This is a genomic window from Daejeonella sp. JGW-45 (genome assembly GCF_029360805.1).
Taxonomy (GTDB): Bacteria; Bacteroidota; Bacteroidia; order Sphingobacteriales; family Sphingobacteriaceae; genus Daejeonella.
Window position 1 is genome coordinate 607,727 of the sequence record NZ_JARKNC010000001.1, and the last position, 16,465, is coordinate 624,191.

The window sequence follows — 16,465 nt, forward strand, 5'->3', positions numbered from 1 at the left end:
TTTGTGAAAATCCTGATTCTTGGCTCCTGATTCTTGATTCTCGGTTCTAAACAGTTGTATCAATACTCAACTCCTTCAACTGCTCAATAGAAATAGTCGAAGGTGAATCAATCATAATATCCCGTCCGGAATTGTTTTTAGGGAAGGCGATCACGTCCCGGATTGAATCCAGGCCGGCAAAGATCGATACCAAGCGGTCGAAACCAAATGCTATCCCCCCGTGCGGCGGCGCACCGTACTCGAAGGCGTCGAGCAGGAAGCCGAATTGCTTCTGTGCTTCCTCTGTACTAAAGCCCAGGTGCCTGAACATCAGTGATTGCAGCTCACGATCGTGGATCCGGATAGACCCGCCACCAATTTCGGTACCGTTGATAACCATATCATACGCATTGGCGCGAACTTCGCCCGGATTGCTATCCAGCATGGAAATATCTTCCGGCTTAGGTGAAGTGAACGGATGGTGCATGGCATGGTACCGCTGGGTATCCTCATCCCACTCCAAAAGAGGAAAGTCCAGCACCCATAATGGGGCAAATGTGTTCTTATCCCTCAAACCTAGTCGGGTGCCCATCTCAAGGCGAAGCTCGCTTAATTGTTTACGAACCCTGTCTTTTTGGCCAGCCATGATCAGCATCAAGTCACCCGGCTTCGAATCGAAGGCTGCCGACCATTTCTTCAGATCGTCTTCATTATAGAATTTATCTACGGAAGATTTCAGACTGTCATCGGCGTTATGGCGAAGGTAGATCAGGCCAGTTGCCCCAATCTGAGGTCTTTTAATAAAGTCTGTAAGCTCATCAACCTGCTTACGGGTATATTCCGCACAGTTTTGAGCATTAATACCGATAATAAGTTCTGCATTGTCAAATACCGGGAAATCCTTGCCTTTAACTATATCCGTAAGATCAACGAACTTCATTTCAAAACGGGTATCCGGTTTGTCTGAACCATATAAACGCATAGCATCAGCATACTGCATCCTTGGCACATCAACGAGGTCAACGTTTTTCACGTTCTTAAACAGTGTACGGATCAGTCCCTCAAAAACGTTCAGAATATCTTCCTGCTCGATAAACGCCATTTCACAATCGATCTGAGTAAATTCAGGCTGACGGTCCGCACGAAGGTCTTCGTCACGGAAACATTTAACGATCTGGAAATATCTGTCAAAACCCGACACCATCAAAAGCTGTTTAAACGTTTGCGGCGACTGGGGCAGGGCATAAAACTCACCAGGGTTCATGCGGCTCGGTACCACAAAATCACGCGCACCCTCGGGTGTAGACTTAATCAGAACCGGGGTCTCCACCTCTATAAAGTCAAGGCCATCCAGGTACTTACGCACCTCCTGAGCCATTTTATGACGCAACACAAGGTTATTCCTTACCGGATTACGGCGCAGATCAAGGTATCTGTATTTTGCACGAAGGTCGTCGCCCCCGTCGGTTTCGTCTTCTATAAGGAACGGGGGAAGCTTCGCGGCATTTAAAAGCTCCATATTGGAAACTTTTATCTCCACTTCTCCAGTTGGCATTTTAAGGTTTTTATTTGAACGCTCAATAACCTTACCGCTCACCTTAATTACAAATTCACGCCCAAGATCACGTGCCTGTGCACGCAGATCAGCATTGTCGTCAGAGTTAAAGGTCAGCTGCGTAATACCGTACCGATCGCGCATATCAATGAAGGTCATACCTCCCAGATCGCGCGATTTCTGCACCCAACCGGTAAGCGTAACTTCTTTGTCTAAATCGTTGATGGTTAGTTCTCCGCAAGTGTGTGTTCTGAGCATAAAATTTCTTAAAGTGGCAAAAGTACGGTTTTTGGAAAACTTGAGATACTATAAATTGCATTTTTATGCAGGGTTCTGCTAGAAGTCAGCCATTTAAGGCATTTGACAACGCAGGCTTATTATCCAAAACAAAATAGCGGGATTCAGAGGAAGGCAGAGGGCAGCAATAATAGCAAGGTTTCAATACAATAATTAGTTTTTATTCATAACTTTGCTCCATCAATAAGGGGTGCCTTGTTTGCGAAATCAAACACAAAAACAGGCTGAGATTAAACCCATCGATGGACGTTGTACGTTATACGTTGTACGTTATAAGTCTTACACAAGGCTCATAGCTCACAGCTGATAGCTCATCTCCTGAGAGCACCTGATCCGGATAATGCCGGCGTAGGGAGGTAATGTTAAGGAACTGGATAGAACCCCACTGTCCAGCATGTTTAACTGTTTTATTTTATTCATTTTGAAACCATCATGAGCATACAGCTCAAAAATTAGCATAACTATGCTCATGATAGCTTCATTGCCGTTGAAACAATCATTTAATCAATGAAAAACTTATTAATCATCGCTGCGGCGATCCTGATGCCATGCATGGCTTCAGCTCAATTTTCCATTAACGGAAAAATTACCGACAAACAAACCGGAAAGGCTCTTGAACGGGCCAGCGTTTACCTCGAAGACTCCTTTTTTTCAACCCAGACAGACAAGTCGGGCGAATATTCGCTGAAAAACCTCAGGGCTGGAAATTATGTGATCCGGGTATCCTACCTGGGCTACCAGAATACCCGGAATGCAATATCTGTTTCCGGCAACACAACTCTTGATTTCCAGCTTGACCTGAATACTTTAGTAGCTGATGAAGTTCTCGTAAGATCTACCCGGGCTACTGAAAACTCGGCAACTACATACCGCAACATCGGCAAAGAAGAGCTCACTAAAAACAATCTGGGCCAGGATTTGCCCTATCTCCTGAACCAGACCCCTTCAGTAGTAGTAAGTTCCGATGCAGGAGCGGGAATAGGTTATACCGGTATCCGCATCCGCGGAAGCGATCCAACGCGGATCAACGTTACGATCAATGGCATTCCATATAACGAAGCCGAAAGCCAGGGTACCTTTTGGGTAAATATGCCAGATTTTGCGTCCTCTGTTGATAATATCCAGATCCAACGCGGTGTAGGTACATCAACAAACGGCGCCGGTGCATTCGGCGGAAGTCTCAATATCCAGACAACCACAAGAAAGGATTCGGCCTACGCCGAACTTAACAATACCTTCGGCTCATACCAAACCCTGAAGAACACGGTCAACGTCGGGACCGGTCTGATCAACAACAAGTTCAGTTTTGACGGGCGCCTTTCCCGGATCAAATCAGATGGCTATATAGACCGTGGGGCATCTGACCTTAAATCATATTTCCTGAGCGGTGCCTATTATGGAAAGAATAATCTGTTGCGGGCAAATGTATTTTCAGGAAGCGAAAAGACCTACCAGGCCTGGAATGGCGTCCCACAAAGCCTGTTAAACACAAACCGGACTTTCAATAGCTTTGACTACGAGGATCAGACCGACAACTACTGGCAAAGCCACTACCAGCTTCTTTATTCACATTCATTTTCATCGCAGTTTACCGCCAATGCCGCTCTCCACTATACCCGCGGAAGAGGCTATTATGAAGAGTTTAAAGAGGAACAGGATTTCGCAAATTATGGCATAGCACCTTACACCGTTGGCGGCACGACAATTTCTGAAAGTGACCTTGTGCGACGGAGGTGGCTGGACAATAATTTCTACGGAATGACCTACTCTGTCAGCTACGCTCCATCAGCAGCGCTTGACTTTACATTGGGGGGCGGCTACAACGAATATGACGGCGACCACTTCGGAGAAGTTATCCGGGGACAATTTGTTCCGGTTAATTTAAGCCTGCAGCGTTACTACCAGGGCAACGGGTTTAAAACAGATTTCAACACCTATGCTAAAGCCGGCTACACCATTGGCAAGCTAAACCTCTTTGCCGACCTTCAGTATCGGGCAATAAATTATAAGATACGCGGCACCGATAAGAACCGCCTTCCGCTGGGCCAGGCTGATCAGCTGAACTTCTTCAATCCCAAAATCGGCTTAAGTTATCAGATCAATACCGCTAGTAATATCTACGCCTCTTTTGCCGTGGCAAACAAAGAACCAAACCGCGATGATTATATAAATTCCACCCCGGCAACCCGGCCCTCATCAGAGAATTTACTGGATATTGAAGCCGGCTACAGGTTACAGAAAAGCAATTTTTCTGCGGGTTTGAACTGGTATGCAATGCTGTATAAAGATCAGCTGGTGCTGACGGGGAAGATCAACGATGTGGGTGAATATATCCGTCAGAATGTAAAGGATAGCTACCGGCTGGGACTGGAGCTTGACAGCCGCTTACAATTGAACCGAGTTCTTGCGTGGGGATTAACTGCTTCGCTGAGCGAGAACAAGATCAAAAACTTCTCTGAGTTTATTGATGATTATGATAATGGCGGACAGATCGAGAACACTTACACCAATGTCGATCTGGCATTCTCTCCTCAGTTCATCGGTTCGAGTGAGCTCAGCCTGCGTCCCTTCAAACGAACTGAAATAGCTTTATTAAGCAAGTACATCAGTGATCAGTATTTGGATAACACGTCTAATTCTGCAAGAAGACTGGATGCTTTTTTTGTGAATGACGTCAGACTTGCCTACAACACCTCATTTAAAGGCTTGAAAAATATCGGTCTTACCCTTTTATTCAACAATGTATTTTCCGAGAAATACGAGTCGAATGGTTATACATTCAGCTATTTATATGGCGGGGCTTTCACAACAGAAAATTATTATTTCACTCAGGCACCAAGTAATTTCTTACTTTCATTGAGTCTTAAATTTTGATCAACAGGAAACTTACCACTACCGCTTGAACGAATAATTAAACGCAAAGGTCACAAATACACCTGCCTACCGGCAGGCAGACGCGACGGATGCAAAAGTTTTATCCAGAGTATCCTGTAATTGTCGAAGATAAAATCAGGCAAATGCTTTGCGACCTTTGCGTTTAAAAATTTCAGACTGCAATCATCTTATCATGAAAAAATACATCTCTAAATTGCACTACCTAACCCAGGATCTGCCAAACCGCAGCCATATCGAGCAGGCTCAGATAGCATGTCAGGCGGGCGCAAACTGGATCCAATACCGTTGTTTCAGTAAAGATGATGACGAGCTTATTGGCGAACTCCATCAGGTTGCTTCAATTTGTGATGATTGGGGCGCGACCCTGATTCTTACTGATCATTACCATCTCCTGGATAAAGTAGATGCACAAGGGGTTCATCTTGAAAATATGAAAGCCGACCTTAATGAGATCCGCGAGATCATCAGTGATGAAAAAACACTTGGCGCATCAGCAAATTCAATAGCTGATATCCAGAAGGTAGTCGATTCGGGAGTTGCAGACTATATCGGTTGCGGGCCTTTTAGCATAACTAAAACAAAACCTAATGACTATCCCATTTTGGGGTTAAAAGGTTATGAAGCGCTTATCCGGGAAATGACTGAAAGAAAAATTGACATACCCGTGCTCGCTGTTGGCGGTGTGCAGATTAACGATGTTGAGGTCCTTATGCAAACAGGTATTTTTGGCATAGCCGTATCTGCTGCGGTGAATCTCGCCGACGAACCAGGAAGAACTTTAAAAGAGTTTTATCAAAAGATCTACTGATGGATCAAGGAATAAAGAGTAAGGACCGTATTCGGTGGCACGCCATTTGTCTCTGATCTTTGTTCCTTGCTTTTTGTTCATTATATTCATTTTCCTAAGTTTGATCTATGTCCTCACACCATATCGTTCGCGAAAAGCAGGAGCCTGCATTGCTTATCATGAGCCTTGACGGGTTTGAAACAGAAAATCTCGGACAGCTCCTGGAGTGGAGTCCTACGGTGATTGTTAATGAGGATCTTTACGAGCTGGCAGATTCCCTCGCTTTAAAAGTTGATTGCGTCTTAACGCGTGATCCGGATTTTGTGGCACAAGAAAATACCCGGATTATCTTAACAGATACCGATCCGCTGGAGGATTGCCTGAAGCATCTCGTTGGTGAAGCATACCCTGCCGTAAATATTATCGCCAGGGATTTCGTCTTGAAAGACTATGCTTTATTTGTCGAGGATATAGATATCGTTGTTTTTATCGGCAACCAAAAGATCTTTCCGGTCCGGTCCGGCTTTAGTAAATGGCAGCCTGCCGCTGAGCAGGTACATCTGCTTCATGAGATCCATAACCTGAGCACAAGCGGCCTCGTTCACAAAGAAGAGCAGGTGCTGGAAACTGAAAAAGACGGTTTTTATTCCCTGACATTCGACCAGCCCTTTATATTCATTGCCGAAAAGATCTGATATGCATATCGTCAGGGTCAGCCAACGAGACATCCCGGTTATTCATCAACTGGCACATCAGATCTGGTGGCCCACCTATAGCGCCATTCTATCGGAGGAACAGATCAGCTTTATGCTGAAGAACATGTACTCCCCGGACGCACTCGGCGAACAAATTAAAAATGGCAGCCAATTTATTCTCGTGAAAAACGAGGGGACAGATGTTGCCTTCGCGGGGTATTCTATAGAAGCCAAAGTGCTGAAGATCCATAAGATCTATATTCTACCTTCGGAACAAGGGAAGGGCACCGGCAGGAAGCTGATCGAATATTTAGATAATATTGCCCGTGAATGCGGTATCAGCAAACTTCAGCTAAATGTAAACCGGGCTAATCCTGCTTTAAGCTTTTATCAAAAAGTAGGCTTCAAGATCGTCAAGACCGTTGATATTCCGTATTTTGAGTTTGTGCTGAATGATTATGTGATGCGGAAGGAGGTTTGAATTGGTTTCGCCAATGTTTTACCGCAGAGTTCGCGAAGTAATCGCAAAGGCCGCATACTTTTTTACAAAATCTACCGACAAATTCTTAAGCAAAACTTTCTCCGCGTCCTTTGTGTTTTTCCACTGCGCTCTCTGCGGTTAAAACTATCTCGCGTCCAGCTTCTGTATCCGTTTCGGTGTATCCGTTCCCGCTACTATACTTCTCGCGCTTAACGCGATTGCCTTAATTGTGGCCCAGATATTAGCTGCATCCAGTGTCTCCACCTCATCATCCACAGTATGATAGAATTTATCTGAATCGATCTGAACAGTAGAGATAGTGTGTGCCGGAACGCCAAGAGCAGCCAGGGTCGCATTATCACTTCGATAGAACAAATTCTGATCGGGATAAGGATCGGGGTGAAACATGAAGTCGGTTCCGGCAAGGTTCTTCTGGAGGATCTCGCCAAAATCAGAACGCTCATAGCCGGTAATAAATGCTGCGTTCCTGCCAAACTTTGATTCCTTGCCGATCATTTCTATATTGAACATTGCTGTCACATCATCGGGATTAAGTTTCGATGAAAAATGACGTGCGCCAAAGCCGCCAATTTCTTCTGCCGTAAAAGCCGCAAAGATCAGTGTGCGCTCATTATCCTTTAATTTCTTGTAATATTTTGCCAGGGCAATAACTGCCGTAGTACCCGAGGCATCATCATCTGCGCCATTTGCGATCGAATCGCCCTGTACACTTTTGATCAGTCCGATGTGATCGTAATGAGCTGAAAACAAAACAAGCTCTTTTTCCTTTGATTTCCCCGGTATCATTCCAGCAACGTTAAACAGCGAAAGATGCTCCACTTTGTTTTCAATTCTCACGTTGTAAGCCGCCGCCTCCGTTGCGCCCAGTACAAAGACTGAACCTCCATCCCCACCCGGTTCTTCGACTATACGCCCGCGCCTGGAATTCTCCTGCAGACGCTTGAAAATTGCCTGATGCGACTGATCCACCAATACCAGCACGGGCGTTTTACTGGCTAATGCCTCGCGGTAGCGCTGACCAAACTGGTCGCCGGCTGCTATTTTCAAAATTTTAGCGCCCGAAGTATTGTTCATTTCAAAAAGGCCCTGATCAGAGAATGTTATCAGATTGGCCGCATCGATCTTTTTGCCGTCAATGGTAACATCAGCCAGGGAAGGCAAAACCCTCGTTACTTTAAACTCCTGACGGAAACCGCTGGCACCTGTCAGGGGCTGCAGCCCGGCTTTTCTAAACTCGTTCTCGATAAAGCTGGCTGCTTTTTCGATGCCCGGTGTGAATGTCCCGCGTCCTTCCATTTCATCCGCCGACAGGCTGCTGATGATACAGCTTATTTCGTCCTGCTGAATGTATTGTTCCGGCTTCTGTACTGCACACGATCCTAAAATAAGTATCGACGCAGCGACTGCAATTATCTTGTTAACCTTCATTGTTTTATTTTTGACGAGAGCCAGTTATTTCTAAACTGTAACTGTTGAAGAGTCGCATTTTCTAAAGCCACCACTTCCAGAGTATTATCTTCCTGAATTATTAAATCGGCTGTTTTAATTATACCCTTATGTTCGAAAGTAACAGGAACGCGCTGGCCCGGTTTGTACCTGGAAATAAGCTGATCTATGTCAATATTACCAAGTAAATTGTCATCGCCGATCTTAAGAATATAATCGCCGATGTCAATCCCTGCTTCATAAATCGGCGAACCTTTAACAGTAGGATTTGCTACACGATTCTTGCCGGTATAAGATACAAGCGTGAATCGAAGCGGCCCGATAACCGGCTTTCCCGGAGCTGCTTTACGCAGCCGCAGCCCAGCCTTCTTTAATAATTCCGAATAATCATTTTTATCAGTTCCTTCAATGTACTTCTTAAAAAAATCTGCCGCGAAGGATGTGCTGGTGAGCTTTGCCAAAACATTCTGCAGGTCTGAAACAGTATAAGGGATCTCTGTTTTACCGTGAACAGTCCAGACTGCCTTCATATAATCGTCCAGGCTAAGCTTAAACTCAGAGCGAAGGCGAAGATCAAGTCCAAGGGCGACAGCTGCACCGTAAGTATAATACGAAGCAAAAGTGTTTGCATAATTATTCTGATCTACAGATACGCCAGCATCCACAAACACCGCGTACCTGCTCATGTGCGTAACGGGAAACCGGCCTGGCCCGGGTGCATTTAAAATTCCGTTAAGAATTCCTGACAGGACAGCTAGGTATTGTTTATCGGTACGGTAGCCGGCACGTTTGAGAATAAGGTTGCCATAATATTGGGTAAAGCCCTCGGCAAACCAAAGATCGCTGCTCATATTGGCATGAGAAAAGTCAAAAGGCTCAAGGCTTTTCGGGCGGATACGTTCTACATTCCAGGCATGAAAGAATTCATGTGAGAAGGTGCTCAGCATGGCTTCCTGGTTTCCCGCGATCTTAAATCCGCTGTTGGTGATCACAGTCGAGTTTCGATGCTCCATCCCGTCACCGTTATTATCCGGGTTTACGTCCTGAAGGAAGGTATATTCGCCGTTATCAAATAACGGCAGTTCGCCGAAAACGGCCTTTTGTTCTTCCACCACCTTTGCAACCATACCGGCATAATCATCAATCACCTTCTGGTCGTCTGCCGTGCCATGAGAGCTAAGCCGGATAGTCTGACGTCTACCCCCCGGATTTACGTCCTGCCAGGTAGCAATCTTAAAATCAGAAAGTTCAACCGGACTATCCATAAAATACTGCAGGTCGGGCGCTGTGAAGATATTAGCACCGCCCGGCTTTAACTGAGTAGCCACCTTCCATTTATATTTCTCCAGATCATTGAACCGGATCCTGACAGGCCTGTTTGTCATAGCAGGGAACCACATAAATGTAGCCGGCATATTCATGTGAGCATGGCTTTCATCTATCGCCAGGTAGGTTCCATCTACATGATTACCATAGATCGTGTAACTTATCCTGGCTGAGCCATCATGCTTGTCAATACGATATATATCACCCTGAACCTGCGTTACCGGCACCGGATTTCCCTTCCCGTCGATGGCCTTCACACCATATACATTCTTTCCAAACTCATGCGTTGCATACCGGCCGGGCGATGAGCGGCTCATCCGGAAGGTAAGCGGTCCGGATGGCACCCTGTTGACGGTTATTTCAATTTCGGCTTCATGATGCACCGCGTTAGGGAACGAGATGGAATAATCTATTGTTTCCTGTCCGATAGCGCGGAAGATCCCGGAAAAGGATAAAAAAAAGATCAGGAGGTAAAATCTCATAGCGGCTCTGCTTAATCCCATTCATGCCTTTCCAGTTCACGGGCTGAACTGCGGGATACCAGTTGTTTCTGTTTATCGATCTCGGTATTTATCCTGGTATCGTGAACGCCATCGGTAACGGCAATATCATGATCCCTGGTTTTGTCTGATTTGTAAATATAAGTTTCATCCACATTCTGCAGGGCGATATCATAAGGGCCCTTATTACTCATCAATTTTACGAATACCGGCAGACATTCGAATAAAATAAAAAGAAATCCTATAAATGAAATGGCAAGATAGTTATCCAGGTCGCGCGAGCCATCTTCCTTGAAGGTCAGTTGTCCCAAGGCCCAGTTGCGGTCGGCAAATCCGGCAACACTTGCCAAGCTGTCCAGCTGCTTGCCGCTAAACATCCGCTGGTCCGAAAGGCCATCCAGATCCTTTCGCCGGGTAAAGAAAACGTCCATTGCGGCAAGCTCAGAGCGAATATTTTCCAGTCTTTGTTCCTTCTGGACTACAATCGATTCTTTTTGCTTCGCATAAGTCCCGTACCCGGTAATGCCAGACGTCTGGTTCGTTTTATCTCCAAAAACCTCCTGATTGAGAATATACCGTGAGCGGTTTATATCTTTTTCGAGCGAATCCTTCTCAGTCTTAAGTTCCGCAGTCTTTTGAAGTTCCGCAGCATATTTATTCGCGAAAGTCTTGTTCAGCGTGTCTATTTTAGAACGCTGCCCATTCAGATAGCTGGTCTTAAGCTTCTCACGGATCTCCTTGTCAAATATTTTTAGCTCAAGCGGCCGCGATATGACGATTCCTATCATGATTGCTAAAAGTATCCTCGGTGTAGCTTGCAGTATTTGCTGGTTAGTTGTACCGCTCTTACTGATACTGGCTACGATATAGCGATCCATATTGAATATGGCCAGGCCCCATATCAGGCCAAAGAAGATTGCAAAAATTACCGCCATGGGGTTTCCGGCAAAAACGAAATACATGGCATACCCACCGGAAAGAGAAGCAAAAAGTGCTGTGAAGAATATCGTTGCGCCTATACCAACATATTTATTGTGCTCTGTGGGGTACCTCTTCAGCGTATCTACATGTGCTCCGGAACAGAACCAGAAAAAATCGGTTATCTTTTTCATCTACTTAGTTTTTGCTTTTCAGCTCATGCGGTACCGTTGTGAATTGAAATATCTAATTAAACGCCCGCTTTATCAACATGTTACAAGAGCGTCATTTTATTTAATGCAACACCACATCGCCCCTTTGGTTTATATAAATATTTAGGAAAACCGTATCTTTGGCTTACAAATATATCAGAGATGAAACCTGCTTGAACCTGCCTTTCAAAAAAAAATAATTTAAGCTCAAGCAAGCTTCATTGCCATTGAAAAACAAACTATAAGCAATGAAAGAAGTTACAGTACAGGAATTGAAGCAAAAAATTGACAACAACGAAAGTTTCCAGCTTATCGACGTTCGTGAACCTTTCGAGTATGAAATGTCTAATATCGACGGCGAAAATATTCCGTTGGCAGGAATCGTAATTGAATCTTCAAAGATAAGCAGAGATAAGCCTGTTATCATGCAATGCCGTAGTGGTGCCAGGAGTGCTGCAGCGGTGATGCAACTTGAACAACTGGGTTATACCAACCTTTATAATCTTAAAGGCGGCATTCTTGCCTGGGCTGCAGAATATGAGCCAGACATGAGGGTCTATTAATATGCTGAAGAAGATTCTTTTTAATATTTTCCTGAACATTGCCCTTATCATACTCATCCTGTGTATTGTCTGGTCAATAAAGAACGGTTTCTATCTGTACGCCATAGCTGCAACCCCTCCGTTTGCCATGCTCATATTTCTGAAGGTCAGGCTTGCAAAAAGCGTGAGGGATATGACCAGCAAGAAAAAATAAACACCGCGTTCAGTCCGCTTATACTCCGCTTGATGTCCGCTCGGACTCCGGTTCAGGTCCGCTTGAGGTCCGCCTGGACCCCGGTTTAGAACCGGCTTAGGAATGTCTTAGAACCGGTATAACACCGCTTGAATAAAGAGCTGTCTCCGTGTGGTGTTTCTAAATAACCTGCTGATCGTGCCTTATCCCCAGACCGGGGTCATCACTAAGAACCCACTTCCCATCTTTAAAATCGGGATCTTTATAGGGATTATTACTGGTAAGGAAAGGCCCGTCTAGATCGGCCCAATCGCACAAAGGAGCCAGGGCCGCAGCGGCAAGCGTGGCGCAGCTGGTTTCGCTCATGCAGCCGATCATTACTTTCATGTCCAGCTCTTTGGCTTTCTTTATCATCCGGTAGCCCTCATGCATCCCCCCGCTTTTCATCAGCTTCATGTTAATCGCATGGTAAACACCTTTAGCTTTTTCAACATCCGCAAAGCGCTGCACCGATTCATCGCCGACAATAGCGACCGGGCTTCGTTCAGTGATCCAGGCGTTCGAATCAGGGTCGTCCTTTGCCATAGGCTGCTCAATCAGGACAACTCCCTGCTCATGAAGCCAGTGAGCCATATCCAGTCCCTGCTGCCTGTCTAACCAGCCCTGATTGGCGTCTACGAATAAGGGCTTATTGCTTACCGAACGGATAGTATTAATGAGCTCCTTATCATTATCACGGCCGAGTTTCACTTTGATGATGTGGCAGTGTTCGCCCTCTTTGATCTTTTGAATCAGCACTTCCGGTGTGTCTATACCCAGAGTGTACGATGTTTTCGGCATCCGGGCCGGGTCAGTGCCAAAAAACTTATAACATGCCGTATTCTCCATCTTTCCTTTGAGGTCATGCAGGGAAATATCTATTGCAGCTTTGATACTCGGATTGGCAGGAGCGATACTATCGAGGTACGCAACAAGCTCCTCGAAATCAAATGGTTCTTTCAGCCAGGACAGGTCTACCTTCGACAAAAATGCTGTGGCAGTTTCCATATTTTCACCCATATAAGGCACCATCGAAGCTTCTCCATACCCCGTGAAACCTTCATGGCTTATTTCCAAAAGCATGATCGGGGTTGAAGTGCGTGAGAATTTTGCAATGGTAAAAGGATGCTTTAATGCAAGTTCGAAAGGCTTATAAGTGATCTTCATAATGAGTTTTTGACAGTACGAAATAACAAAATTTATTATGTTCAATACGATTAAATTTTGGGGGACCGCAACAGGTCTAACTCGCCAAATCACAAATAAACTTTTATTTTTTCAAACATTCACCTAGATTGCGAGCCTCTTAACATAGCATAAAATTAATATTGGCTTAACGTTGTCTTTGTGAAAAAAACCCTCCTTTTATTTTTATTTTGTTCCCTTTATTTTACTTCTTACTCTCAAAACACTCGCTTAAAAGATAAAAACAGCATAGGCTGGTATGCGTTTAATGCTTCCCTGAAGTTAGATCCGAAATGGAGCCTCACCGGTGAATTTCAATGGCGCAGAGATCATGTTATTTCTGATCCGCAGCAAGCTGTATATAAACTGGCCGTCAACCATCTGGTAGCGCCCGGGCTGAACATAAGAGCGGGCGTCGCACTAGCCGACACTTACAACTATGGCGATATACCGGTTAATGGTATGGGTAAACAGTTTACCGAATACCGCACTTACCAGATGGCGGGATTGAGTAACAAGACCGGTATTGCTGAAAACAATCATCGTTTCATGCTCGAACAGCGTTGGGTGGGCAGGTATTCTGATGCTTCCCTGAATAAAGAAGACGAGTACGTATATACAAACCGATTTCGCTATATGTACCGGCTTCAAATCCCCTTAAAGGGAAAGGCAATTGCTGACAATACTCCCTACGCGGCTGTATATGATGAAATATTTATCGGATTCGGTGAAAATGTTGGCGAAAATGTTTTTGACCAGAACAGGTTTGGACTTTTACTGGGGTATCGCTTTTCCCCGCAAATAAGGATAGAAGGTGGCTTCTTAAGTCAGATTGCTCAATTCGGGCGCGAAATTAACGGAAGAAACGTCTTTCAGCATAACAGGGGAATTATTCTAAGCACTAACCTGAGCTTCTAAACTTTACATTAAAACATTATTTCCCCGGACAATTATTACCAACTTTGTAGTCAAATTGTCCTGGTATGCAGATAGAACAAATTTATACAGGTTGCCTGGCTCAGGGGGCCTATTATATTACCTCCAACGGCGAAGGAGCGATCATTGATCCATTACGCGAAGTGCAGCCTTACCTCGACCGCCTGGAAAGGGATAATGTAAAACTTAAATATATTTTCGAAACACACTTTCACGCTGACTTTGTGTCGGGTCACCTCGATCTGAGCGATAAAACAAAAGCGCCGATCGTTTACGGGCCGGAAGCTAAACCTGAGTTCGACTTCATATCAGCAAAGGACGGGCAGGAATTCAATGTGGGTAAGATCATACTGAAAGTCCTGCACACGCCGGGACATACCATGGAAAGTACATGCTACCTTTTGATTGATGAATATGGGAAGGAACATGCTCTCTTTAGCGGCGATACTTTATTCATCGGCGATGTGGGCCGGCCGGACCTTGCCCAAAAGGCTGCACACATGACCAAAGAAGAATTAGCAGCTACACTTTACAGGTCGCTAAGGACAAAGGTGATGACCCTGCCGGATGAAGTGATAGTCTATCCGGCGCATGGTGCCGGCAGCGCCTGCGGCAAGAACATGAGCAAGGAAACAATATCGACAATAGGGAATCAAAAGCAGTTTAATTATGCTTTACGGGCAAACATGACCGAAGCCGAATTTATAAAGGAAGTCACCGAAGGGCTTCTCCCTGCTCCTGCCTACTTCAGCGCCAATGTGGCGATGAATAAAAAGGGTTACGAGAGTTATGATACAGTGCTCGGCAATGGCATGCGTGCCTTAAGCCCGGAGGAATTTGAAGTCGCTGCCGGGGAAACGGGGGCCCTGATCCTGGATACAAGAAATAATATTGATTTTTATAAAGGATTTATTCCTCAATCTATCAATATCGGTTTAAGCGGTGATTTCGCACCATGGGCAGGATCGCTGATCGCGGATGTAAAACAAGAGATCCTGCTTGTAACGGATAAGGGAATGGAAGAAGAAGCGGTTACCCGCTTAAGCCGCGTCGGATTTGATAATGTTCTTGGCCACCTGGAGGGCGGATTTGAATCCTGGGAAAAGGCAGGGAAAGAAATCGACCAGGTTGACAGGATAAGCCCTGATGAATTTGCCGGGTCATATTCAGCAGGCCACAAGATAATTGACGTCCGGAAAGAGTCTGAATATGATGCACAGCATATACAGGATGCGGAGAACATGCCGCTCGCTGATATTAATACATGGATAAAAGATATCGACCCCAAGGAGCATTTTTACATCCATTGTGCCGGCGGCTACCGAAGCATGATGGCCGCTTCAATTTTATTATCCAGAGGTTACAGAAATTTTAGCGAAATTAAAGGTGGGATTTCTGCAATAACAAATCCGCGTGTTCCAATGACAAAAAGCTAAAACGATGCTGGATCTTATCAAACAACCATGGCCCTGGTATATTGCCGGCCCGCTGATCGGCCTAACCGTGCCTGTTTTATTAATTATCGGAAATAAAGCCTTTGGTATCAGCTCCTCCCTCAGTCATATCTGCGCAGCTTGTTTTCCTGCGAACGTTTCTTTTTTTAAGTATGACTGGAAAAAAGAAGCCTGGAATCTTTTTTTCGTGTTTGGGATACTGATCGGCGGAGGCCTGGCTGCGAGCCTGCTCCAAAACCCGGACCCTTTTGTAATTAATCCGAAACTCGCTGCCGAGCTTTCAGGCTACGGGATCACGAATTACAATAACTTCATTCCGGCAGAAATCGTAAACTGGTCCGCGCTGTTCACCGCAAAGGGCTTGCTGATGATCGTGGCAGGAGGCTTCCTCATCGGCTTCGGCACGCGTTACGCGGGAGGCTGTACCAGCGGACATTCGATCATGGGCCTGTCAACTCTTCAATGGCCTTCCCTTGTTGCTACCTGCTGCTTTATGGTCGGCGGATTTATCATGGCCAATCTTTTGTTGCCACTAATACTTTCGATCTGACCATGAGCATAAAAGAAAAAAATAAAGCTCCCCTGACTGGCAATATTAAATACCTTATCGTAGGTGTGTTATTTGGAATCGTGTTTGTTAAAGCCGAGATCATCAGCTGGTTCAGAATACAGGAGATGTTCAGGCTTCAATCATTTCACATGTATGGCGTTATTGGAAGTGCAGTTCTCGTCGGCCTTGTCTCTGTGCTCATTATCCGGAAGTTTGACATCAAAACCCTTGGCGGCGAAAAGATCGTACTTCCTGTCAAAGCCTTTAGCAAAGGGCAGATCTATGGCGGTTTGCTGTTCGGGCTCGGATGGGCAATTACCGGCGCATGCCCGGGACCGCTATTTGCCCAGATCGGAACCGGGGCTACCATCGTGATCATCACATTCTTAAGTGCCGTTGCCGGTACATGGACCTACGGGTATCTGAAAGAGAAGCTGCCGCATTAGAAATTATT

15 protein-coding genes and 1 riboswitch are annotated in these 16,465 nt (G+C 45.4%); of the genes, 10 read left to right on the top strand and 5 right to left on the bottom strand.

The window, feature by feature from the left end; translation table 11 throughout:
* Positions 1-46 precede the first annotated feature (46 nt).
* The gene (gene aspS / locus P2W76_RS02805; RefSeq protein WP_276345962.1) at positions 47-1,792 is read right to left on the bottom strand and encodes an aspartate--tRNA ligase; all 1,746 of its coding nucleotides are present in this window, start codon (positions 1,790-1,792) and stop codon (positions 47-49) included.
* Positions 1,793-2,007: 215 nt separating this feature from the next.
* Positions 2,008-2,205, top strand: a riboswitch (TPP riboswitch).
* A 133-nt stretch (positions 2,206-2,338) separates the two neighbouring features.
* Between aspS and P2W76_RS02810 the strand changes: the two genes are divergently transcribed.
* From P2W76_RS02810 to P2W76_RS02825, 4 genes are all read left to right on the top strand, one after another.
* Positions 2,339-4,705: a TonB-dependent receptor gene (locus P2W76_RS02810; protein ID WP_276345963.1), complete on the top strand. Its 2,367-nt coding sequence runs from the start codon at positions 2,339-2,341 to the stop codon at positions 4,703-4,705.
* A gap of 193 nt (positions 4,706-4,898) precedes the next feature.
* On the top strand, positions 4,899-5,534 hold the full coding sequence (locus P2W76_RS02815) for a thiamine phosphate synthase (protein WP_276345964.1): 636 nt from the start codon (positions 4,899-4,901) through the stop codon (positions 5,532-5,534).
* A 107-nt stretch (positions 5,535-5,641) separates the two neighbouring features.
* Positions 5,642-6,208, top strand: a complete 567-nt coding sequence (locus P2W76_RS02820; protein WP_276345965.1) for a thiamine pyrophosphokinase — start codon at positions 5,642-5,644, stop codon at positions 6,206-6,208.
* A gap of 1 nt (position 6,209) precedes the next feature.
* Positions 6,210-6,689, top strand: a complete 480-nt coding sequence (locus tag P2W76_RS02825) for a GNAT family N-acetyltransferase (protein ID WP_276345966.1) — start codon at positions 6,210-6,212, stop codon at positions 6,687-6,689.
* Positions 6,690-6,833: 144 nt separating this feature from the next.
* Here P2W76_RS02825 and P2W76_RS02830 read toward each other — a convergent pair whose 3' ends face one another.
* Genes P2W76_RS02830 through P2W76_RS02840 form a run of 3 tightly spaced genes read right to left on the bottom strand, consistent with a single transcriptional unit; the run spans position 6,834 to position 11,094 of the window.
* Entirely contained in the window at positions 6,834-8,138 is a 1,305-nt protein-coding gene (locus P2W76_RS02830) for a M20/M25/M40 family metallo-hydrolase (RefSeq protein ID WP_276345967.1), read from the bottom strand.
* Positions 8,135-9,964, bottom strand: a complete 1,830-nt coding sequence (locus P2W76_RS02835) for a PDZ domain-containing protein (protein WP_276345968.1) — start codon at positions 9,962-9,964, stop codon at positions 8,135-8,137. Before P2W76_RS02835 ends, P2W76_RS02830 begins: the two co-directional genes overlap by 4 nt.
* Before the next feature lie 11 nt (positions 9,965-9,975).
* Positions 9,976-11,094, bottom strand: a complete 1,119-nt coding sequence (locus tag P2W76_RS02840) for a DUF4407 domain-containing protein (protein ID WP_276345969.1) — start codon at positions 11,092-11,094, stop codon at positions 9,976-9,978.
* Positions 11,095-11,360: 266 nt separating this feature from the next.
* On the opposite strand from P2W76_RS02840, the gene P2W76_RS02845 reads away from it, so the two are divergent.
* Both P2W76_RS02845 and P2W76_RS02850 read left to right on the top strand, forming a co-directional pair.
* Entirely contained in the window at positions 11,361-11,675 is a 315-nt protein-coding gene (locus P2W76_RS02845) for a rhodanese-like domain-containing protein (RefSeq protein ID WP_276345970.1), read from the top strand.
* Position 11,676: 1 nt separating this feature from the next.
* Positions 11,677-11,868: a DUF6358 family protein gene (locus P2W76_RS02850; RefSeq protein ID WP_276345971.1), complete on the top strand. Its 192-nt coding sequence runs from the start codon at positions 11,677-11,679 to the stop codon at positions 11,866-11,868.
* Positions 11,869-12,027: 159 nt separating this feature from the next.
* Here the strand turns inward: P2W76_RS02850 and P2W76_RS02855 are convergent, their stop codons facing one another.
* Entirely contained in the window at positions 12,028-13,053 is a 1,026-nt protein-coding gene (locus P2W76_RS02855; RefSeq protein WP_276345972.1) for a dipeptide epimerase, read from the bottom strand.
* A 180-nt stretch (positions 13,054-13,233) separates the two neighbouring features.
* Here P2W76_RS02855 and P2W76_RS02860 point away from each other — a divergent pair, with 180 nt between their 5' ends.
* From P2W76_RS02860 to P2W76_RS02875, 4 genes are all read left to right on the top strand, one after another.
* A complete protein-coding gene (locus tag P2W76_RS02860) occupies positions 13,234-13,989 on the top strand; it encodes a DUF2490 domain-containing protein (protein WP_276345973.1) in 756 nt (251 codons plus the stop codon).
* A gap of 65 nt (positions 13,990-14,054) precedes the next feature.
* On the top strand, positions 14,055-15,443 hold the full coding sequence (locus P2W76_RS02865; RefSeq protein WP_276345974.1) for an MBL fold metallo-hydrolase: 1,389 nt from the start codon (positions 14,055-14,057) through the stop codon (positions 15,441-15,443).
* Between the two features lie 4 nt (positions 15,444-15,447).
* Positions 15,448-16,011, top strand: coding sequence for a YeeE/YedE thiosulfate transporter family protein (locus P2W76_RS02870; protein ID WP_276345975.1), 564 nt, complete (start codon positions 15,448-15,450; stop codon positions 16,009-16,011).
* A 2-nt stretch (positions 16,012-16,013) separates the two neighbouring features.
* Positions 16,014-16,457: a DUF6691 family protein gene (locus P2W76_RS02875; protein WP_276345976.1), complete on the top strand. Its 444-nt coding sequence runs from the start codon at positions 16,014-16,016 to the stop codon at positions 16,455-16,457.
* The last annotated feature ends 8 nt before the right edge of the window (positions 16,458-16,465 follow it).